The organism is Streptomyces sp. NPDC037013, from assembly GCF_055607265.1.
This window is the reverse complement of record NZ_JBVJRV010000008.1, coordinates 87,458-105,714: the sequence shown is the minus strand read 5'-3', so window position 1 is coordinate 105,714 and position 18,257 is coordinate 87,458. Positions and strand designations below refer to the sequence as shown.

At 72.3% G+C, this 18,257-nt stretch carries 15 protein-coding genes and 1 tRNA gene; 6 read left to right on the top strand and 10 right to left on the bottom strand.

Annotation, left to right across the window (positions count from 1 at the left end):
* Window positions 1–38: 38 nt before the first annotated feature.
* Complete coding sequence (corA, locus tag ACZ7DY_RS28870; RefSeq protein WP_471140179.1) at window positions 39–1,040, top strand: magnesium/cobalt transporter CorA; 1,002 nt, start codon at window positions 39–41, stop codon at window positions 1,038–1,040.
* Window positions 1,041–1,077: 37 nt separating this feature from the next.
* Here the strand turns inward: corA and ACZ7DY_RS28865 are convergent, their stop codons facing one another.
* Window positions 1,078–1,866 carry a ferritin-like domain-containing protein gene (locus ACZ7DY_RS28865; protein ID WP_471140178.1) on the bottom strand — a complete coding sequence of 263 codons (789 nt, stop codon included), beginning with the start codon at window positions 1,864–1,866 and terminating at the stop codon, window positions 1,078–1,080.
* A gap of 243 nt (window positions 1,867–2,109) precedes the next feature.
* Complete coding sequence (locus ACZ7DY_RS28860) at window positions 2,110–3,165, bottom strand: LLM class F420-dependent oxidoreductase (protein ID WP_471140176.1); 1,056 nt, start codon at window positions 3,163–3,165, stop codon at window positions 2,110–2,112.
* Window positions 3,166–3,382: 217 nt separating this feature from the next.
* Between ACZ7DY_RS28860 and ACZ7DY_RS28855 the strand changes: the two genes are divergently transcribed.
* Both ACZ7DY_RS28855 and ACZ7DY_RS28850 read left to right on the top strand, forming a co-directional pair.
* Complete coding sequence (locus ACZ7DY_RS28855; RefSeq protein ID WP_471140173.1) at window positions 3,383–4,363, top strand: aldo/keto reductase; 981 nt, start codon at window positions 3,383–3,385, stop codon at window positions 4,361–4,363.
* Complete coding sequence (locus ACZ7DY_RS28850) at window positions 4,360–6,831, top strand: helix-hairpin-helix domain-containing protein (RefSeq protein WP_471140171.1); 2,472 nt, start codon at window positions 4,360–4,362, stop codon at window positions 6,829–6,831. The genes ACZ7DY_RS28855 and ACZ7DY_RS28850 overlap by 4 nt, the downstream gene beginning before the upstream one ends.
* 79 nt (window positions 6,832–6,910) lie before the next feature.
* On the opposite strand, the gene ACZ7DY_RS28845 is transcribed toward ACZ7DY_RS28850, so the two are convergent.
* A complete protein-coding gene (locus tag ACZ7DY_RS28845; RefSeq protein ID WP_471140169.1) occupies window positions 6,911–7,735 on the bottom strand; it encodes a hypothetical protein in 825 nt (274 codons plus the stop codon).
* 47 nt (window positions 7,736–7,782) lie between these two features.
* Here ACZ7DY_RS28845 and ACZ7DY_RS28840 point away from each other — a divergent pair, with 47 nt between their 5' ends.
* Window positions 7,783–7,971 (top strand): DUF5703 family protein, encoded by a 189-nt coding sequence (locus ACZ7DY_RS28840; RefSeq protein WP_127911640.1) that lies wholly within the window; start codon window positions 7,783–7,785, stop codon window positions 7,969–7,971.
* Between the two features lie 152 nt (window positions 7,972–8,123).
* Here the strand turns inward: ACZ7DY_RS28840 and ACZ7DY_RS28835 are convergent, their stop codons facing one another.
* The 3 genes from ACZ7DY_RS28835 to ACZ7DY_RS28825 form a co-directional block, all read right to left on the bottom strand.
* Entirely contained in the window at window positions 8,124–8,945 is an 822-nt protein-coding gene (locus ACZ7DY_RS28835; protein ID WP_471140166.1) for a chaplin, read from the bottom strand.
* Window positions 8,946–9,085: 140 nt separating this feature from the next.
* The gene (gene chpH / locus ACZ7DY_RS28830; protein WP_471140163.1) at window positions 9,086–9,319 is read right to left on the bottom strand and encodes a chaplin ChpH; all 234 of its coding nucleotides are present in this window, start codon (window positions 9,317–9,319) and stop codon (window positions 9,086–9,088) included.
* 191 nt (window positions 9,320–9,510) lie between these two features.
* A complete protein-coding gene (locus ACZ7DY_RS28825) occupies window positions 9,511–10,836 on the bottom strand; it encodes a M20/M25/M40 family metallo-hydrolase (RefSeq protein ID WP_471140160.1) in 1,326 nt (441 codons plus the stop codon).
* A 188-nt stretch (window positions 10,837–11,024) separates the two neighbouring features.
* On the opposite strand from ACZ7DY_RS28825, the gene ACZ7DY_RS28820 reads away from it, so the two are divergent.
* A tRNA-Leu gene (locus ACZ7DY_RS28820) sits at window positions 11,025–11,112 on the top strand.
* Between the two features lie 43 nt (window positions 11,113–11,155).
* Here ACZ7DY_RS28820 and ACZ7DY_RS28815 read toward each other — a convergent pair.
* The 4 genes from ACZ7DY_RS28815 to kdpF are packed head-to-tail and all read right to left on the bottom strand — an operon-like array spanning window position 11,156 to window position 15,744.
* On the bottom strand, window positions 11,156–11,824 hold the full coding sequence (locus ACZ7DY_RS28815; protein ID WP_471140884.1) for a potassium-transporting ATPase subunit C: 669 nt from the start codon (window positions 11,822–11,824) through the stop codon (window positions 11,156–11,158).
* 7 nt (window positions 11,825–11,831) lie between these two features.
* Complete coding sequence (gene kdpB, locus ACZ7DY_RS28810) at window positions 11,832–13,985, bottom strand: potassium-transporting ATPase subunit KdpB (protein ID WP_471140157.1); 2,154 nt, start codon at window positions 13,983–13,985, stop codon at window positions 11,832–11,834.
* Window positions 13,982–15,646 carry a potassium-transporting ATPase subunit KdpA gene (gene kdpA / locus ACZ7DY_RS28805; protein WP_471140154.1) on the bottom strand — a complete coding sequence of 555 codons (1,665 nt, stop codon included), beginning with the start codon at window positions 15,644–15,646 and terminating at the stop codon, window positions 13,982–13,984. The genes kdpB and kdpA overlap by 4 nt, the downstream gene beginning before the upstream one ends.
* An 8-nt stretch (window positions 15,647–15,654) precedes the next feature.
* Complete coding sequence (gene kdpF, locus ACZ7DY_RS28800) at window positions 15,655–15,744, bottom strand: K(+)-transporting ATPase subunit F (protein ID WP_033264828.1); 90 nt, start codon at window positions 15,742–15,744, stop codon at window positions 15,655–15,657.
* Window positions 15,745–16,688: 944 nt separating this feature from the next.
* Here kdpF and ACZ7DY_RS28795 point away from each other — a divergent pair.
* Window positions 16,689–18,251, top strand: coding sequence for an acetolactate synthase large subunit (locus tag ACZ7DY_RS28795; RefSeq protein WP_471140151.1), 1,563 nt, complete (start codon window positions 16,689–16,691; stop codon window positions 18,249–18,251).
* Window positions 18,252–18,257: the final 6 nt, after the last annotated feature.

The window sequence follows — 18,257 nt, the reverse complement described above, 5'->3', positions numbered from 1 at the left end:
GGGTGCGGTACCCGGGTGGGCTGGGAAGAATGCGCGGTGTGATCGTCGACTGTGCCATTTACCGAGAGGGCCGCCGCACCGAGGGCCCCGAGGACTTCTCCGATGCCCTCGGCGAGGCCAGAGGGTCGGGTGACGCGTTCGTGTGGATCGGGCTGCACGAACCGACGGAGAAGGAGTTCGACAAGGTCAGCCAGGAGTTCGGGCTGCACCCGCTGGCGGTGGAGGACGCCCTCAAGGCCCACCAGCGGCCCAAGCTGGAGATCTACGACGACTCGCTGTTCATGGTGCTCAAGCCGGTCGTGTACGAGGCGGACAGCGACACCGTCTCCTCCGGCGAGGTCATGATCTTCATGGGCGACTCGTTCGTGGTGACCGTCCGCCACGGCGAGGGCGCACCCCTCGGCGTTGTGCGCCACCGCCTGGAGGCCGACCCCGATCTCCTGCGGCACGGCCCGACGGCGGTCATGTACTCGATCGCCGACGCCTCCGTGGACCACTATCTGGAGGTCGCCGACGAGTTGCAGGCCGACCTGGAGGTCCTGGAGGCGGAGGTCTTCTCTCCGGAGGGCGGCAGCGGCTCCCGGAACACGGCGTCGCGGATCTACACCTTCAAGCGGCAGATCCTGGAGTTCCGCCGGGCGACCGGACCGCTGGCGCTGCCCGTGGCACGCCTCTCCGGAGCGGGCCCCTACGGGTCCTCGGTGCCCTTCGTGGACGAGACGGCGCAGCCTTTCTTCCGGGACGTCAACGACCATCTGACGCGCGTCAACGAATCCGTGGAGGGCCTGGACCGGCTGGTGTCGGACATCCTCTCCGCGCACCTGGCGCAGATGAGCGTCCGGCAGAACGACGACATGCGGAAGATCTCGGCGTGGGCGGCCATGGCCGCGGTCCCCACCATGATCGCGGGCATCTACGGCATGAACTTCGACCACATGCCGGAGCTGCACTGGGCGTGGACCTACCCGGCGGTGATCCTTCTGATGGTCGTCCTCGAGGTCGTTTTGTACCGGATGTTCAAGCGGCGCGGCTGGCTGTAGCGCGTCCCGTCGGACCCGGGTCCGGCGGGGTCCGGGATCAGACGAACTCGGGGGCCGGTGCCGCGGGCCCGCCCAGGGCGTCCCGGCGGCCGGGCATCTTCAGGGAGACCATGCGCCGCCAGCCGCCGGCGCGTTCGTAGCCGTACAGGGCGTGGATGCCGGCGGCGAGCAGCTGCCGCTTGGCGTGCGGCCAGCCGAGGATGCGCCCCATGTGGTCCATGACGGCGAGGCTCACGTCGCGGTAGATGCGGATCTCGGCGAGCGCGCACTGGCGCAGGGTGGCCTGGATGGCGCGGCCGTGCCCGGCGTGGGCGAAGCGCAGCAGCTCCTCGTGGCAGTAGGCCAGGTGGTTGTCCTCGTCGTGGGAGATCATCCGTACCGCGCGGCCGATGTCCGGGTGGTCGGCGAAGTGCTTGAGCAGCAGCCGCATCTGCTCCGACGCGCGCTGTTCGGTGACCCTGCTGTGCGAGAGGTACGTGACGATGTCCCGCACGGTGAGCGGCTCGTCGCCCTTCAGCCGGGTGTGGGCGAGGCCGATGCCGTGCTTCTCCAGGAGCATCGTGTAGTCGGTCTCGTGCGGGACGTCGACCGGCCGCAGGCCGCGCTTCTTCATCAGCGCATTAAAGATCCTGCCGTGCTTGTCCTCGTCGGCGCCGTGCCGGGCGATCTTCGGGGCGAGCGCGCGCTCGCTCTCCGGGACGAGCTCGGCGATGCGGCCGTTCTCCCAGCCGCCCTGCGATTCGCCACTGGCGGCGATGGAGCAGAAGAGCCGGAACGACTCGTCGTGGTCGAGGATCTCCTGGAAGACACTCCTGGCCGACAGCATCACTGGCACCTCCATGCCCTGTGCGCGAACCTCCGCAAAGAATCACTCAAGTGCGAGGCACGCCATCGGGCAACAGCTGTCCCGGTCGGCTCCGCCGAACGAAGGACAGGACACCGCCACGAGGCCGTAACCGCGGGCCCCGTGACGCGTTGTTCCCCGTGACGGCCGTGGCGGGGAAGACCCCCCGAGCCCCCACCACGGCCGCGGACTTCTCTCCCCCCTGTGTCTCCTCCTCCTGCTCGCCTAGGCGAGCCCGGCGCGCTCCAGGGCTTCCGTGCCGGCCCGCAGGGCCGTGAGCCGCTCCTCCAGCGTGAAGCCGGCGGGGGCCAGCGTCAGCGTGGTGACCCCGGCAGCGGCGTAGGCCTGCATCCGGTCGGCGATCCGGTCCACGGAACCGAGCAGCGTGGTGGAGTCGATCAGCTGCCGCGGCACCGCGGCGGCCGCCCCGTCCTTGTCGCCGCCCAGGTACTTGTCCTGGATCTCGGCGGCCTCCTTCTCGTACCCCATGCGCTGGGCGAGCTGGTTGTAGAAGTTCTGCTTGCGGCTGCCCATGCCGCCCACGTACAGCGCGGTGTACGGCCGGAACATGTCGGCGAGCGCGTCGACCTGGCTGTCCTCGCCGACGGCGAGCGGCAGCGTCGGGACGACGTCGAAGCCCTCCATCGTCTTGCCGGCCTTCTCGCGCCCGGCGCGCAGGTGCCGGATCGCGGTCTCCTCCAGGTGCTCGGCGGCAGGGAAGATCAGCAGGGCGCCGTCGGCGATCTCGCCGGTCTGCTCCAGGTTCTTGGGGCCGATCGCCGCGACGTAGAGCGGGATGTGCTCGCGCTGCGGGTGGACGGTCAGCTTGATGGGCTTGCCGGGGCCGCCGGGCAGCGGCAGCGTCCAGTGCTCGCCCTCGTAGGAAAGGCGCTCGCGCGTCATGGCCTTGCGGACGATCTCGACGTACTCGCGTGTGCGGGCCAGCGGCTTGTCGAACTTCACGCCGTACCAGCCCTCGGAGACCTGCGGGCCCGAGACGCCGAGGCCCAGCCGGAAACGGCCGCCGGAGAGCGAGTCGAGGGTGGCGGCGGTCATCGCCGTCATGGCGGGCTGCCGGGCCGGGATCTGGAAGATCGCGGACCCGATGTCGATGCGTTCGGTCTGCGCCGCCACCCAGGAAAGCACCGTCGCGGCATCCGATCCGTACGCCTCGGCGGCCCAGCAGACCGCGTAGCCCAGCTTGTCGGCCTCCTTGGCGACGGCGAGATTGTCCGCGTCCATCCCGGCGCCCCAGTAGCCGAGGTTGATCCCGAGCTGCATGACCGATCCCCTTACCGCTGTACTCATGAGTAACGTCCTGTGCCGGGGACTGTAGCGTGCGGTGCGGAATCCGTCAGTGGGGCCGGGAGTGTGGCCGGGGCCATGCAGGCGGCCCTGCGAAGCGGAACTCCCGAAACGGGTGGCGCGGTTCTCCACCATCGCTGCTTTGTCCACAGGCTCGCCCGTGGCAGGGGCCCGGCCAGTAATCTCAGCGCCCATGGAGCAGAGGCATCTCGGCCGGACCGGCCTGCGCGTGTCCCGCATCGGACTCGGCACCCTCACCTGGGGACACACCGAGGAGAACGACGCCGCCGACCTGTTGAAGCTGTTCTGGGAGGCGGGCGGCACCCTCGTCGACACCGCCGACGTGTACGGCGACGGCGAGTCCGAGTATCTCCTCGGCCGCCTGATGGAGCGGCTCGTGCCGCGGCGCGACCTCGTCATCGCCACCAAGGCGGGCAGCGTGCCGGACCCCGAGCGGCGCTTCGACGGGTCGCGGGGCCATCTGCTCGCCGCGCTCGACGCCTCACTGACCCGCCTCGGCACGGATCACGTGGACCTGTGGCAGGTGCACGCCTTCGATCCGGAGACACCCCTGGAGGAGACGCTGCAGGCCCTCGACATAGCGGTCAGCAGCGGGCGGGCCCGCTATGCGGGCGTGTCGAACTTCTGCGGCTGGCAGCTCGCCAAGGCCGCGACCTGGCAGCTCGCCGTGCCGGGCACCCGCACCCGGCTGGCGAGTACGCAGATGGAGTACTCACTCCTCCAGCGCGGCGTCGAGCGCGAGGTGCTGCCCGCCGCCGTCGACCTCGGGGTGGGCCTGCTGCCCTCCTCGCCGCTGGGCCGGGGCGTGCTGACGGGGAAGTACCGGCACGCCACCCCGGCCGACTCGCGCGGCGGCTCCGACCAGATGGCGCCCTTCGTCGCGCCGTACCTCGACGAGACGGCGCGCCGCATCGTCGACGCGGTCGTGACGGCCGCCGACGGGCTCTCGGCGACCCCGCTCCAAGTCGCCCTCGCCTGGGTGCGGGACCGCCCGGGAGTGACCGCCCCGATCGTCGGCGCGCGCAACGCGCAGCAGCTCACGGCCGCGTTGTCAGTGGAGACCCTTAGTCTTCCTGACGAGATCTGCCAGGCGCTCGACGATGTGTCGGCGCCCGTGCACCGCTATCCCGATCAGGACTGGAGCACGCTGTGAGTACGGAACCCGCCGCCGCGGAGGACGCCACGCCGGGGACGCCGGAGGGCGGGGCCGCGCAGGACACCGAGGCCACACCGGAGGCCGGGACCACGCCTCCCGGCACCGAGGCGGCGCCGGACGCCGAGACCACTGCCGACGGCGAGACCGTTGCCGACGGCGAGGCCGCCGTGGGGGAGGACGGAGCCGAGGCCGGGAGCGAGACCGAGGTCGGGAGCCAGGGCGAGGCCGGGAGTGAGGCTGAGGCCGACACGGCGCCGGACCCCGAGACCGTTGCCGACGGCGAGGCCGCCGCGGTGGAGGACGGGGCCGAGACCGAGGCTGAGGCCGGGAGCGAGACCGACGCCGACACGGGCGCGGCTGACAGCGACGGCGACGGCGACGGCGACACCGAGGGCGACGGCGACGGTGACGGCAAGAGTGCCGCGCTGTCGGAGACCGAGGCCGAGATCGCCGCGCAGCGTGAGCTGCGGGAGCGCATCGAGCAGCGCAAGGCGTCGAAGCAGGGTCCCATCGAGGCCGGCACCAAGCTCAGCGGGACCGCCGCCGACCTGCTCGCCGCCGTGCGCGCCGTGGAGAGCGGCGAGAAGCCCGTCGCGAGCGCCTTCCGGGACCCGGAGCCCGCGCCCCGCAGGCCCGCGCCGTCCAGCGCCCCCGCGCCCGTGCGCGCGCCGCAGCCCGCGGCGGCTCAGGCGCCCGCGGCGCAGACCGTCGAGGCGGTCCGCGCGGTGCTCACGGAGGCAGGCGGGCCGCCCGCGCTCGCCGAGCCGACGGCCGCCGCGCTCGGCGAGGGCGCCGAGGACCAGCTGCGCGCGGACCCCTGGCAGCTGCTCCGGGTCGGTGGCGTGCGGCCCGAGCAGGCCGACGGGTTCGCGCGGGCACTCCTCGGCTCCGAGTGCGGGCCCGACGACGAGCGCAGGGGCCGCGCGGTCACGGTCTGGCTCCTGGAGCAGGCCGCCGTGGCGGGGCACACGGCACTGGACTCCGCCGCGCTCACCGCCGCTCTCGGCCGGTATGGCGTGCCGGATCCGGACGCGGCCGTGCAGAGCGCCCTCGCCGAGGGGGACGCCCTGGTCTTCCAGGACGCTCTCGAAGGCGCCGAGGTCCCCGTCCAGCGCTCGGACGAGCAGGCGGGGGACGAGGACGAAGCCGGGGCGGAGGAGCCGGAGCGCCCGGTCCGCGTCCTGATCGGCCTGGAGCGGTACGCACTCGCGGAGGAGAGCCTCGCCGACGGCCTGGCCCGCGTGATCAACTCCCTGCCGAAGGAAGACGGTCCCGGCCCCGCGGCCGCCGACTGGGAGGCCGCGGCCGCCGGGGCTTCCGGGTCCGCCGCCGAGCTGATCCGTGCCGTCGCCGGGCACGGCCTCGTGCTGCACTCCGGCGGCGAGGAGGCCCGTGCCGAGCCCACCGCGCTGGTGTCCGCGGCGACGGCACTGGGCCTGCGGGTGTGTGCCGCCGCCCACGGCGTCGACGGACGCCGTCGTCTCGCGCGGGCGCTCGGCGGCGGCGAGAGCGCGGTGACCGTGGCGGGGCTGCTCTCCGGGGCACAGGGTCCCGGGCGCGACGCGGACGGCGCCCTCGCCCTCGACCTCCTGGTCGTCCTCGACGCGCCGCAGCTGGACGTGGAGAGCGCGGCGATGCTGGTGGAGTCCCTGCCGGACGGCGCCCGCCTGGTGCTCAGCGGCGACCCCGGCGTGCTGTGGTCGGCGGGCCCGGGACGGGTCTTCGCCGACCTCGTCGCGGCGCGCTGCTGCCCGCAGATCGTCTCGCGCACCCCGGACCCGGGCCCCATCGGCGAGCTGACCTCCGGCATCGCCGTCGGCGAGCTGAACCAGGTCGACGCGCCCGGCAAGGAGGTCGTCCTCGTCCCGGTGCGCGATGCCGCGGAGGCGATCCACCGCACCGTGCAGCTCGTCGCCGACTCGGTGCCCCGGGCGATCGGGGTGCCCGCCGAACAGACGCAGGTCATCACGCCGGGCCACGGCGGTGCCGCGGGCACCCGCGTGCTCAACGCGGCGTTGAAGGAGCGGCTCAACCCGGGCCCGGGCCGGTTCGGCGGCTTCGACCCCGGCGACCGGGTCGCGCACTCCCCGGCGCCCGGCCGCACGACGCTCGGCCGGGTGGTCCGGGCCGACGCCGAGGGGCTGCACCTGGAGTGTGACGGTGCCCCCGTCGTCGTACCCAAGGAGCGGGTGGAGCGGGAGGTGCGGCACGCCTGGGCGCTCACCGCGCACCAGGCGGCGGGGCTGCGGCTGCCCGCGGTGGTCGTGGTCCTGCCGGGCGACGCGGCGCAGGCGCTGACCCGGCCGTGGGTCTACACGGCGTTCAGCCGCGCGGAGCGGCACCTGTCGGTCGTGCAGGGCGTGGAGCAGGCACTGCCGCGCGCGGTGGCGGAGCGGCTGTGGAAGGACCGTACGACGCGGCTCCAGACCCTGCTGCGCCCGCAGGTGCCCGCGGCGACGGCCTGAGCGCGCCCACTGGCGGCCGCACACGCGCTCGCCCCTTCCTCCGGGAAGTCCGGGAAGGGGCGAGCGCGGACGGCGGGCGTCAGCGGCCGGCCCGGCGGGCCCCCCGCCCCTCGCCGTCCGCCCTGCCCATGACGTCGGGCTCGGCATCGGGGTCCAGGTCGGAGTCGGGGTCGAGGTCAGGGTCGGCCTCGTCGTCGATGGTGTCGATGGCGTCGAGCGGCACCGGCACGTCCGGGTCGATGTCGACATCGGGATCGAGGTCGACCTCCGTCTCCAGACCGTCGAGCCCCTCGTCCTCCAGCTCGTCGTCGAAGACCACACTGACGTCGAAGCGGCACACCACCCGGTGCGGGTCGGCCTGGTCGAAGGGGGCGTCGAGCCACTCCCCCGGCTCGGCGGGGGTGTCCACCGCGGTGACCCAGAGCGTCGAATCCCCTTCCTCCAGGCCGAACTCCTTGTGCCGGGAGGAGATTTCGTCCGGTTCGAACTCCCCGAAGAGGACGCCGAGCGCGCTGTGCACGGTGTCGGCCGAGCCGCCGCCCCTGCCGCCCGAGTCCAGGTCGGCGACGCGCTGGGCCTGGGCGAGCAGCCGCTGCGGCTCCGCCACGGTGTAGTCGCGGCGGAGGAACACGCTCAGCGCGTTCGCCTCCTCCGGGCCCTGGTACGGCGGCAGCGAGTCCTCCGTGCCGGGGATCTCGAAGGGCGTGACCTCGTCGTAGCGGTCGTAGAGGAGTTCGTCGTACTCCTCGGCCGCGGCGGCGAGTTCGTTGAACGCTTCGTAGACGGCCGGATCGTCCTCGCCCGACCTGCGTTCGACCGCGGCCAGGTGGCGGTCGAGCGCGGTCTTGACCGCCTCGGCGGCGGCGCGTACCTCGGCAGCGGTGGGCTGCGCAGCATCAGACATAGTGCAGACGCTATCCGTACCGGGCCCATGCCCGCACAATAGATGCGATGCCGGAATACGAATTTGTCGACGTGTATGTACCGCGCGGGGTCACCCGCAAGGAAGCCACGCGTCTCCTGACGGACCACGCAGAGTACGGACACTGGGAGTTGGACCGCCTGAGTCTGCATCCCGACGGCAGCCGCAGAGTGCGGCTGAAACGGCGGATCATCCGCCAGGTGAGAGCCACCTGGTGAGAGCGGTGTGCCGAGAGCGGTGTGACGAGGTCGGCGTGACCAGGGCCGCGTGACGACAGCCGTGCCCTCGGGCCGTGCGTCGGGCCGGACGGGAAACGGAGCGGGCCCCGCCGTCGCGGGACCCGCTCCGTTCGCCTGCTCGGCGCGGTGGCTCAGGCGCTTGCCCGGGCCCTGCGGTAGAGCACGGTGCCCGCGAGCAGCGCGCCCGCGCCCACCGGCAGCACGATGCCGAGCGGCAGCTCGCTGCCGGTCGAGGCGAGCTGTTCCACGGCCCCCGCCCGCTCCGGCGGCACCAGTCGCGAGGTTCCCTCGGGCGGCGTGAGGCTCTGCGTGCCCGGGTTGTTCGGAATGGCGCGATCCTGCGCACCGCCCGGGTGCATCGGACCGTGCGGGCCCCCGGGCTGACCCGGCTCGCCCGGCTTACCGGGGTGGTGCGGCTTGCCCGGGTGGTGCGGTCCTCCGGGGTGGTGCGGCTCGCCCGGGTGCCCGGGTCCCGTCGGCGGCTTCTCGCCGCCCGGCGGGGTGACCGTGGTGCCGGAGTCGTTCGCGCACTCGTTGCCCAGCGCCGTGTTGCCGAGGCCGCCGATGGTGACGCTGTTGCCGCAGACGTTCACCGGGGCGTCGATGGGCAACTGCACGTTGTTGCCGGAGCCGACGCCGGGCGAGTCGCTGGTGTGCCCGCCGGCCTTGGCGCCGCCGCCGGAGGGCTTGTGCGAACCGCCGCCCCGGTGGGAGGTGTTGGCGCAGTGGTTGCCCATCGCCGGATTGAGGACGCCGACCACGTTGACGGTGTTGCCGCAGACATTGACCGGAGCGTCGATGGGGAGCTGGACGGAGTTGCCCGACAGCACACCGGGCGAATCCGAACTGCTGCCGCTCGCGCCCGAGTCCGCCTGGGCGTAACCCCCGGTAGCGGCGAGCACACCGGTGGCGGCCGCCACGGTGATCAGGCCTTTGCGCGTGACCTGTCGCATAGCTGTTCCCTGCCTTTTACCTGCCGGAATACGTCCGGGCACGCTTGCCGGGACGCGGAAATGCCTGTCGGCCCCGGAGCGCGTGGCACGCACTCCGGGGCCGACCGGCTCAGACCCTCGAGGGGTGAGGCACTACAACGTCACTTGTTGACGCAGACGTTGCCGAAGGCGGGGTTCAGCAGCCCGATCACGGAGATCGTGTTGCCGCAGGCGTTCACCGGCACGTGGACGGGAACCTGGATAACGTTGCCCGAGACAACACCGGGAGAGTTCACGGCGGCACCCTGGGCGCCGGCGTCGGCGGCGGCAATGCCCGCGCCCGCGAGCACGAGACCACCAGTGGCAGCCACAGCGGCGACGATCTTCTTGATCATTATTCCTCCTTGTTGGCAATGCAGTCCCAGCCGCGGACTGCATCACCTGTAACGAGGAGGGGATGGGCGGGCTACGAGCCCATGGTTCCTTTCACTCTTTTCAGTCAAGTACGTACGCGCTGACGATTATTGGAGAGTCGTTTCAGCACGCAAAGCGACCGTTTGCCGGTCGCCTTCCGGACGCACTCCTGTCAGGAAGCGTCGATGAACCGGTCGAGCACCCGGACGCCGAACTTCAGGCCGTCGACCGGCACCCGCTCGTCGACGCCGTGGAACATGCCCGCGAAGTCCAGCTCCGGCGGCAGCTTCAGCGGCGCGAACCCGAAGCCGCGGATGCCGAGGTCGTCGAAGGACTTGGCGTCCGTGCCGGCCGAGAGCATGTACGGCACGGCGCGGGCGATCGGGTCCTCGGCGCGCAGGGCGCTCTGCATGGCGTCGACGAGCGCGCCGTCGAAGGTGGTCTCCAGAGCCTTGTCGGCATGAACGTCCTCGCGCTTGACGTTCGGCCCGAGGATCCGGTCCAGGTCGGCGAGGAACTCCTCCTCGTACCCCGGCAGGTAGCGGCCGTCGACGTGGGCGGTGGCCTGGCCGGGGATGACGTTCACCTTGTACCCGGCGCCGAGCTGCGTCGGGTTGGCGGTGTTCTGCAGGGAGGCGCCGATGAGCTTGGCGATGCCGCCGAGCTTGGCGAGCGTCTCATCCATGTTCTCCGGGTCGAGCTCGGTGCCCAGGGCGTCGCCGAGCTCGTCGAGGAAGTGCCGCAGCGTCTTGGTGACCCGCACCGGGAACTTGTGCCGCCCGAGCCGGCCGACCGCCTCGGACAGCTCGGTGATCGCGTTGTCCTTGTGGATCATCGAGCCGTGGCCGGCGGTGCCGTCCACGGTCAGCTTCATCCAGTGCATGCCCTTCTGGGCCGTCTCGACGAGGTAGAGGCGCAGGTTCTCGTTGACGGTGAAGGAGAAGCCGCCGACCTCGCTGATCGCCTCCGTGCACCCCTCGAAGAGCCCGGGGTGGTTGTCGACGAGGTACCGGGCGCCGTACGTGCCGCCCGCCTCCTCGTCCGCGAGGAAGGCGAGGACGATGTCGCGCGGAGGCTTGCGACCGGTGCGCATCCGCTCCCGTACGACCGCGAGGGTCATCGCGTCCATGTCCTTCATGTCGACGGCGCCCCGGCCCCACACGCAGCCGTCCGCGATCTCCCCGGAGAAGGGGTGGTGCGTCCAGTCCACCGCGTTGGCGGGCACGACGTCCGTGTGGCCGTGGATGAGGAGCGCGGGCCGCGACGGGTCCTCGCCCTCGATCCTCGCGACCGTGGAGGCCCTGCCGGGGTGGGACTCGAAGATCTTCGGCTCGAGCCCCACCTCGGCGAGCTTCTCGGCCACGTACTCGGCGGCCTTGCGCTCCCCCGGGCCCGAGTGGTCGCCGTAGTTGCTCGTATCGATCTGGATCAGTTCGCGACAGAGGTCGACGACCTCGTCCTCACCGGTGACGGCCTTGTCCGTGCTGGACCCGCTCACGCTGGCTCCTCCCGCATTCGCTGCTGGTGGTCCCCCTCATCCTCTCTCTCCCGGGCTCCGCGCCCAAGGGCGGGCGGGGGGCGTCATCCGCAGTTCACACGGGACCGAGGGGGTGATCGAACACCCCCGGGAGCCTGGTAATGTTCTCTGTGTCGCCGCGGGAAACACCCCGCGAAGACAGACACCTTGTCCGGGTGGCGGAATGGCAGACGCGCTAGCTTGAGGTGCTAGTGCCCTTTATCGGGCGTGGGGGTTCAAGTCCCCCCTCGGACACCAGCAATGGCCCCAGTCGCGAGACTGGGGCCTTTCGCGTGCCCCCTCAGTGCTTGCCGGTCAGTTCCGCGAGGGCGATGTTGAGCTCGAGGACGTTGACCCTCGGTTCGCCCAGGAAGCCGAGGGTGCGGCCCTCGGTGTGGGTCGTCACCAGGTCGCGGACCTGGCGGACGGGCAGGTGGTTCCTGGCCGCGACGCGGTGGACCTGGAGGGCCGCGTACTCCGGTGTGATGTGCGGGTCAAGGCCCGAGCCCGATGAGGTGACCGCGTCGGCGGGCACCTCGGACGGCAGGACCTTGTGGTCGGGGGTCGAGTTGTCCTTGATCACGGCCGCCTTGGCCGTCTCCACCTGCTTGATCAGCTCCTTGCTGTCGCCGGCGAGGTTGGTGGCGCCGGAGACGAGCAGCCGGTACCGGGTGTTGACGCTGTTCTCGCCGAGGCCGTTGGAGGGGCGCGGCTGGAACCAGGTGAGGTCGGGGGCGGGGGTCCGCCGGCCCTTCTTCGGCGGCAGGTCGTAGCGCTGGCCGATGAGTGCGGAGCCGACGACCCTGCCGTCGGCCTTCACCTCGGAGCCGTTGGCCCGTCCTGGCAGGAGGGCCTGGGCGACGCCGGTCACCGCGAGCGGGTAGAGGACGCCGCAGAGCACGGTCAGGACGAGCAGGGCGCGCAGGCCCGCGCCGAGCAGGCGGGCGGAGTTCGCCGCGGAGTTGTTCATGATCACGTCAGCCAATGCCGGGGATGAGGGAGAGGAGTACGTCGATGACCTTGATGCCGACGAACGGGGCGACGAGTCCGCCCAGGCCGTAGACGCCGAGGTTGCGCCGGAGCATGCGGTCGGCGGTCATCGGCCGGTAGCGCACGCCCTTCAGGGCCAGCGGCACGAGCGCGACGATGATCAGCGCGTTGAAGACGACCGCGGAGAGGATCGCGGACTCGGGGGACGACAGGCCCATGATGTTGAGCTTGTCGAGGCCCGGGTAGGCCACGGCGAACATCGCCGGGATGATCGCGAAGTACTTCGCGACGTCGTTGGCGATCGAGAAGGTCGTCAGCGCCCCGCGGGTGATGAGGAGCTGTTTGCCGATCTCCACGATCTCGATGAGCTTGGTCGGGTCCGAGTCGAGGTCGACCATGTTGCCGGCCTCCTTCGCGGCCGACGTGCCCGTGTTCATGGCCACGCCCACGTCCGCCTGGGCGAGGGCGGGGGCGTCGTTGGTGCCGTCGCCGGTCATCGCGACCAGCTTGCCGCCGGCCTGCTCCCGCTTGATCAGCGCCATCTTGTCCTCGGGGGTGGCCTCGGCGAGGAAGTCGTCCACGCCCGCCTCGTCCGCGATGGCCTTGGCGGTCAGCGGGTTGTCGCCGGTGATCATGACGGTCCTGATGCCCATGCGGCGCAGTTCGTCGAACCGCTCGCGCATGCCCTCCTTGACGACGTCCTTGAGGTGGATGACGCCGAGGACCCGGGCGCCGTTCTCGTCCTCCAGGGCGACGAGCAGCGGGGTGCCGCCGGACTGTGAGATCCGGTCGTTGAGTTCCTGTGCGTCCTGTGCGACCTCGCCGCCGCGCTCCTGGACCCAGGCGATGACCGAACCGGTCGCGCCCTTGCGGACCTTGCGGCCCTCGACGTCCACGCCGGACATGCGGGTCTGGGCCGTGAAGGGCACCCAGGTGGCGCCGGTCAGCTCGCCCCGGTGGCGTTCGCGCAGGCCGTACCGCTCCTTCGCCAGTACGACGACGGAGCGGCCCTCGGGGGTCTCGTCGGCCAGCGAGGAGAGCTGGGCGGCGTCGGCGAGTTCGGCCGCCGTGGTGCCGCGCACCGGGACGAACTCGGCGGCGCGGCGGTTGCCGAGGGTGATGGTGCCGGTCTTGTCGAGCAGCAGGGTCGACACGTCGCCCGCCGCCTCCACGGCCCGGCCCGACATGGCGAGGACGTTGCGCTGGACGAGGCGGTCCATGCCGGCGATGCCGATCGCGGAGAGCAGGGCGCCGATCGTCGTGGGGATGAGGCAGACGAGGAGTGCCGTCAGGACGATCAGCGAGGTCTGGTCGTCGGCCCCGGCGTAGACGGCGAAGGGCTTCAGTGTGACGACGGCGAGCAGGAAGACGATCGTGAGGGAGGCGAGGAGGATGTTCAGCGCGATCTCGTTGGGGGTCTTCTGCCGGGCCGCGCCCTCCACCAGGTTGATCATGCGGTCGATGAACGTCTCGCCGGGTTTCGTCGTGATCCTGATGACGACGCGGTCGGAGAGGACCCTCGTACCGCCCGTGACCGCGGACCGGTCGCCGCCGGACTCCCGGATGACGGGGGCCGATTCGCCGGTGATGGCGGACTCGTCGACGGAGGCCACGCCCTCGACGACGTCACCGTCGCCGGGGATGATGTCGCCCGCCTCGCAGACGACGAGGTCGCCGACGCGCAGGTCGGTGCCGGGTATGTGTTCCTCGGTGGCGCCGGTGAGGCGGCGTGCGACGGTGTCGGTCTTGGCGCGGCGCAGCGTGTCGGCCTGTGCCTTGCCGCGGCCCTCGGCGACGGCCTCCGCGAGGTTGGCGAAGAGGGTGGTCAGCCAGAGCCAGCCGGTGATCGCCCAGCCGAACCAGTCCCCCGGGTCCCTGACGGCGAGCACGGTGGTGACCACCGAGCCGGCCAGGACGACGAACATGACCGGGGACTTCACCATCACGCGCGGATGCAGTTTGCGGACGGCCTCCGGCAGCGAGGTCAGCAGCTGGGCCGGGTCGAACAGGCCCGCGCCCACCCGGGTGCCCTGGGTGGTCGGGTCGGTGGCGGGGCGCTCCTGGCGGGGTGCCCGGTCCGCGGTGGCGAGCGATCCCCCGTCCCGGTCGCCCCGTTCGTGCTTCGGTACGTGAGTGCTCATGACGCAAGCCCCTCGGCGAGCGGTCCCAGCGCGAGCGCGGGGAAATAGGTGAGACCGGTGATGATCATGATGGCGCCGACCAGCAACCCGGTGAAGAGCGGCTTCTCGGTGCGCAGGGTGCCCGTGGTCACCGGGACCGGCCGCTGTTGCGCGAGCGATCCGGCGAGGGCGAGGACGAACACCATCGGCAGGAAACGGCCGAGCAGCATGGCGATCCCGATCGTGCTGTTGAACCACTGGGTGTCGGCGCTCAGGCCCGCGAAGGCGGAGCCGTTGTTGTTGGCGCCGGACGTGTAGGCGTAGAGGATCTCGGAGAAGCCGTGCGCACCGGAGTTGGCCATCGAGTGGGCCGGCGTGGGCAGCGCCATCGCGGCGGCCGTGAAGCCGAGGACGAGGGCCGGGGTGACGAGGATGTAGCAGGCCGCGAGCTTGATCTCGCGGGTGCCGATCTTCTTGCCGAGGTACTCGGGGGTGCGTCCGACCATCAGTCCGGCGATGAACACCGCGATGACCGCCATGACGAGCATGCCGTAGAGGCCCGAGCCGGTGCCGCCGGGGGCGATCTCGCCGAGTTGCATGCCGAGCATCTCCAGGCCGCCGCCGAAGCCGGTGTAGGAGGAGTGGAAGGAGTTCACGGCGCCGGTGGAGGTCAGCGTGGTGGCCACCGCGAAGATCGCGGAACCGGCGACGCCGAACCGGGTCTCCTTGCCCTCCATCGCACCGCCGGCCAGTTCGTGGGCCGGGCCGCCGTGGTGGAACTCCGTCCACATCATCAGCGCGGTGAAGGCGAGCCAGATCGTCGCCATCGTGGCGAGGATGGCGCGGCCCTGCCGGAGCGAGCCGGTCATCCTGCCGAAGGTCCGCGTCAGGGCGAAGGGGATCAGCAGGATCAGGAAGATCTCGAAGAGGTTCGAGAACGGGCCGGGGTTCTCGAAGGGGTGGGCGGAGTTGGCGTTGAAGGAGCCGCCGCCGTTGGTGCCCAGCTCCTTGATGACCTCCTGGGAGGCGACGGCGCCGCCGTTCCACTGCTGGGTGCCGCCGGTGAACTGGCCGACCTCGTGGATGCCGGAGAAGTTCTGGAGGGCTCCGCAGGCGACCAGGATGAGGGCGCCGACCACCGAGATCGGCAGGAGGATGCGGACGGTGCCGCGCACCAGGTCGGCCCAGAAGTTGCCGAGTTCACCGGTGCGCGAGCGGGCGAAGCCGCGTACGAGGGCGACCGCGACCGCGATGCCCACGGCGGCCGAGACGAAGTTCTGCACGGCCAGGCCGCCGGTCTGTACGACGTGGCCCATGGCCTGTTCGCCGGCGTAGGACTGCCAGTTGGTGTTGGCCACGAAGGAGGCCGCGGTGTTGAAGGCCTGGTCGGGGTCGATGGAGCGGAAGCCGAGCGAGCCGGGCAGCGAGCCCTGGAGCCGCTGCAGCAGGTAGAGGAAGAGGACGCCGGCCGCGGAGAAGGCGAGGACGCCGCGCAGGTAGGCGGGCCAGCGCATCTGGGTGTCGGGGTCGGCGCCGATGGCCTTGTAGATCCATTTCTCGACGCGAAGGTGGCGCTCCGAGCCGTAGACGCGGGCCATGTGGTCGCCGAGCGGGCGGTATGCGAGAGCGAGCGCCGCGATCAGCGCGAGCAGTTGGAGCACACCGGCGAGGACGGGGCTCATATCCGTACCTAGAACCTCTCCGGGAAGACGAGGGCGAGGACGAGATAGCCCAGCAGGGCGACGGCCACGACGAGGCCGACGATGTTCTCGGCGGTCACAGCCTGGTCACCCCCTTGGCGACGAGTGCCACCAGCGCGAAGACCGCGATCGTGGTGACGACGAAGGCCACGTCGGCCATCGTGAGCTCCTGACAGAAGAGAAACGGACTGCTTGAACGGACGATTAGAGGTAAGCGTCCGTTCGGCCCGATCCGTCCCCCGTTGACGCCCTCCATACGGCGTCGGCGGGGCTCTTGACGGCTCTCTTACGGATCATCGCCGGGCGGGGGGCGGGAGCGGTTTCCGGCCGCCTGGTCCGGACCGGACGCGCTCCCGGCGGAGCGTGCGGGGCTCCTCGCCGTGACGGCGGAGCGGCCGCGGCCGGGGCGGGCTCGCGCACGGGTGCCGCGCCGGGGTGCTCGGGCCTTCGGCGCCGTGAGCAGGCGCCATGTCGTCGCCGCCCAGGGGCCAGTGGGCGGTGGCAGGTGATGGAGGGGCCGATTCCGCGGGTGCGGTACGTCTCTCTCGTACCGGTGGACGCTCGGTACGGGTACGACCCGGCTCTCCGCGACCGGGCCCGCACCGGGTCCGCCCGGCGCCACCGCTTCCGTCCCCGGACCGGCTCCACCCCACCGGTCGGTCCACCTGAGCGGCGGGCAGGGGCGCGGCCCTGGCCTGCCGACTCACCGGGCCGGGCGCGGCACGGTCCGGCCGTCGTGGCGCGCTCCGGCAGGCGGGCGACCGCCACCGTCCCGCGGGCCCGGCCGCCGCGCGTGACGGGGCCCGTCGGGCGCGGGGCGAGAGTCCGGCCCGGCGGGGGGCTGGCCGGATCCCGGCTGCCGCCACGCCCCGGACCCCGTGAAGACTGGGCCCGACAGCGCGGCGAGCGTGCGTGCCGGGCGTCGCCGGACAGCCGTGGCCCACGACAGGGGCCCGGGTGCCTCCCACCGACCGGGCGCCGCCGCCCCTCGCGCGCCCACGCCACCGAGCAGAGGCGGACCGCCATGCCGAACGGAGCGCAGATCCTGATCGACGGCCTCGTGGGCGGGGGTGTCCGCGCCTGCTTCGCCAATCCGGGCACCTCCGAGATGCACTTCGTGGCCGCGCTCGACGAGACACCCGACCTGCGGCCCGTGCTCTGCCTCTTCGAGGGCGTGGCCACGGGTGCCGCCGACGGGTACGGGCGGATGACGGGACGCCCCGCGTGCACCCTGCTGCACCTCGGCCCCGGACTCGCCGGCGGCCTGCCGAACCTGCACAACGCGCGGCGCGCCGCGACCCCCGTCGTCAACGTCGTCGGCGACCACGCCCTGCACCACAAGCGGCTCGACGCGCCCCTGGAGTCCGACATCGGGGCGCTCGCCCGCACCGTGTCGGCCTGGACGCGCCGCACGTACTACGCCACGGAACTCGCCGGCGACGTCGCGGCCGCCCTCGCCGCCGCGGCCGGCCCGCCCGGAGCCGTCGCGACACTCGTCGTGCCCGCCGACGTGTCCTGGTCGCCGGCGGACGAACCGCCCTCCCCCGCGCCTCCGGCGCCACGGCGGCGCGGCCTCGTCTCGGTGGACGCCGTGACGGGCGCCGCGGCGGCGCTGCGCTCCGGCGAGGAGGTCGCGCTGCTCCTCGGCGGGGAGGCCGTGCGCGGCGCCGGGCTCGCGGCCGCCGGGCGGATCGCCGCGGCGACCGGGGCGCGGCTGCTCGGCGAGACCTTCCCCGCCCGCCTGGAGCGGGGCGCCGGTCGCCCCGCCGTGGAACGGCTCGCCTACCTCGCCGCGGGCGCGCGGCGTCAACTGGCAGGCGTACGGCACCTGGTGCTGGCCGGCGCGGCGTCGCCGGTCTCCTTCTTCGCCTATCCGGGGCAGACCGGTGCGCTGGTGCCCGAGGGGTGCGCGGTGCACACGCTCGCGGCCGGCGCGGAGGATGTGACGGCCGCGCTCGAAGGGCTCGCCGAGGTGACCGGGCCCGGCGCGAAGTCCGTGTGCCAGGAGGCGGGCCGGCCGGAGCTGCCCACCGGAGAGCTGACCGCCGAGTCGGCGGCCGCCGTGATCGGGGCGCTGCTGCCGGAAGGCGCGGTGGTCGTGGACGAGTCCAACACCTCGGGGCTGTGGCTGCCCGGCGCGACCGCGGGGGCGCCGCGGCACGACTGGCTGACGTTGACCGGCGGGGCGATGGGACAGGGGCTGCCGCTGGCGGTGGGTGCGGGGGTGGCTTGTCCCGGCAGGCCGGTGCTGGCGCTGGTCGGGGACGGGGCGTCGATGTACACGCTGCAGGCGCTGTGGACGCAGGCCAGGGAGGGGCTCGACGTCACGACCGTCGTCTTCGACAACCGGTCGTACGCGATCCTCAATCTGGAGCTCGGTTCGGTGGGGGCGGCGACGGCCGGGACGCGGGCGCGGCGGCTCCTCGATCTGTCGGGGCCGCCCCTCGACTTCGTCTCGCTGGCGCGCGGGATGGGTGTCCCGGCCGAACGGGCCGCCACCGCCGAGGAGTTCGCGGTGCTCCTGAAGCGGGGGCTCGCGGAGCCTGGGCCGTTCCTCATCGACTGCGTGGTGCCTGCGCTGGCCTAGAGCGCG

What these genes read in the sequence shown, in the direction of transcription:
- ACZ7DY_RS28855 (WP_471140173.1), top strand. Translation starts at nt 3,383, where the DNA reads ATGGAGCAGAGGCATCTCGGCCGGACCGGCCTGCGCGTGTCCCGCATC.
- kdpA (WP_471140154.1), bottom strand. Translation starts at nt 15,646, where the DNA reads ATGAGCCCCGTCCTCGCCGGTGTGCTCCAACTGCTCGCGCTGATCGCG.
- ACZ7DY_RS28840 (WP_127911640.1), top strand. Translation starts at nt 7,783, where the DNA reads ATGCCGGAATACGAATTTGTCGACGTGTATGTACCGCGCGGGGTCACC.
- ACZ7DY_RS28865 (WP_471140178.1), bottom strand. Translation starts at nt 1,866, where the DNA reads ATGCTGTCGGCCAGGAGTGTCTTCCAGGAGATCCTCGACCACGACGAG.
- ACZ7DY_RS28795 (WP_471140151.1), top strand. Translation starts at nt 16,689, where the DNA reads ATGCCGAACGGAGCGCAGATCCTGATCGACGGCCTCGTGGGCGGGGGT.
- ACZ7DY_RS28815 (WP_471140884.1), bottom strand. Translation starts at nt 11,824, where the DNA reads ATGAACAACTCCGCGGCGAACTCCGCCCGCCTGCTCGGCGCGGGCCTG.
- chpH (WP_471140163.1), bottom strand. Translation starts at nt 9,319, where the DNA reads ATGATCAAGAAGATCGTCGCCGCTGTGGCTGCCACTGGTGGTCTCGTG.
- ACZ7DY_RS28860 (WP_471140176.1), bottom strand. Translation starts at nt 3,165, where the DNA reads ATGCAGCTCGGGATCAACCTCGGCTACTGGGGCGCCGGGATGGACGCG.
- kdpB (WP_471140157.1), bottom strand. Translation starts at nt 13,985, where the DNA reads ATGAGCACTCACGTACCGAAGCACGAACGGGGCGACCGGGACGGGGGA.
- ACZ7DY_RS28845 (WP_471140169.1), bottom strand. Translation starts at nt 7,735, where the DNA reads ATGTCTGATGCTGCGCAGCCCACCGCTGCCGAGGTACGCGCCGCCGCC.
- ACZ7DY_RS28835 (WP_471140166.1), bottom strand. Translation starts at nt 8,945, where the DNA reads ATGCGACAGGTCACGCGCAAAGGCCTGATCACCGTGGCGGCCGCCACC.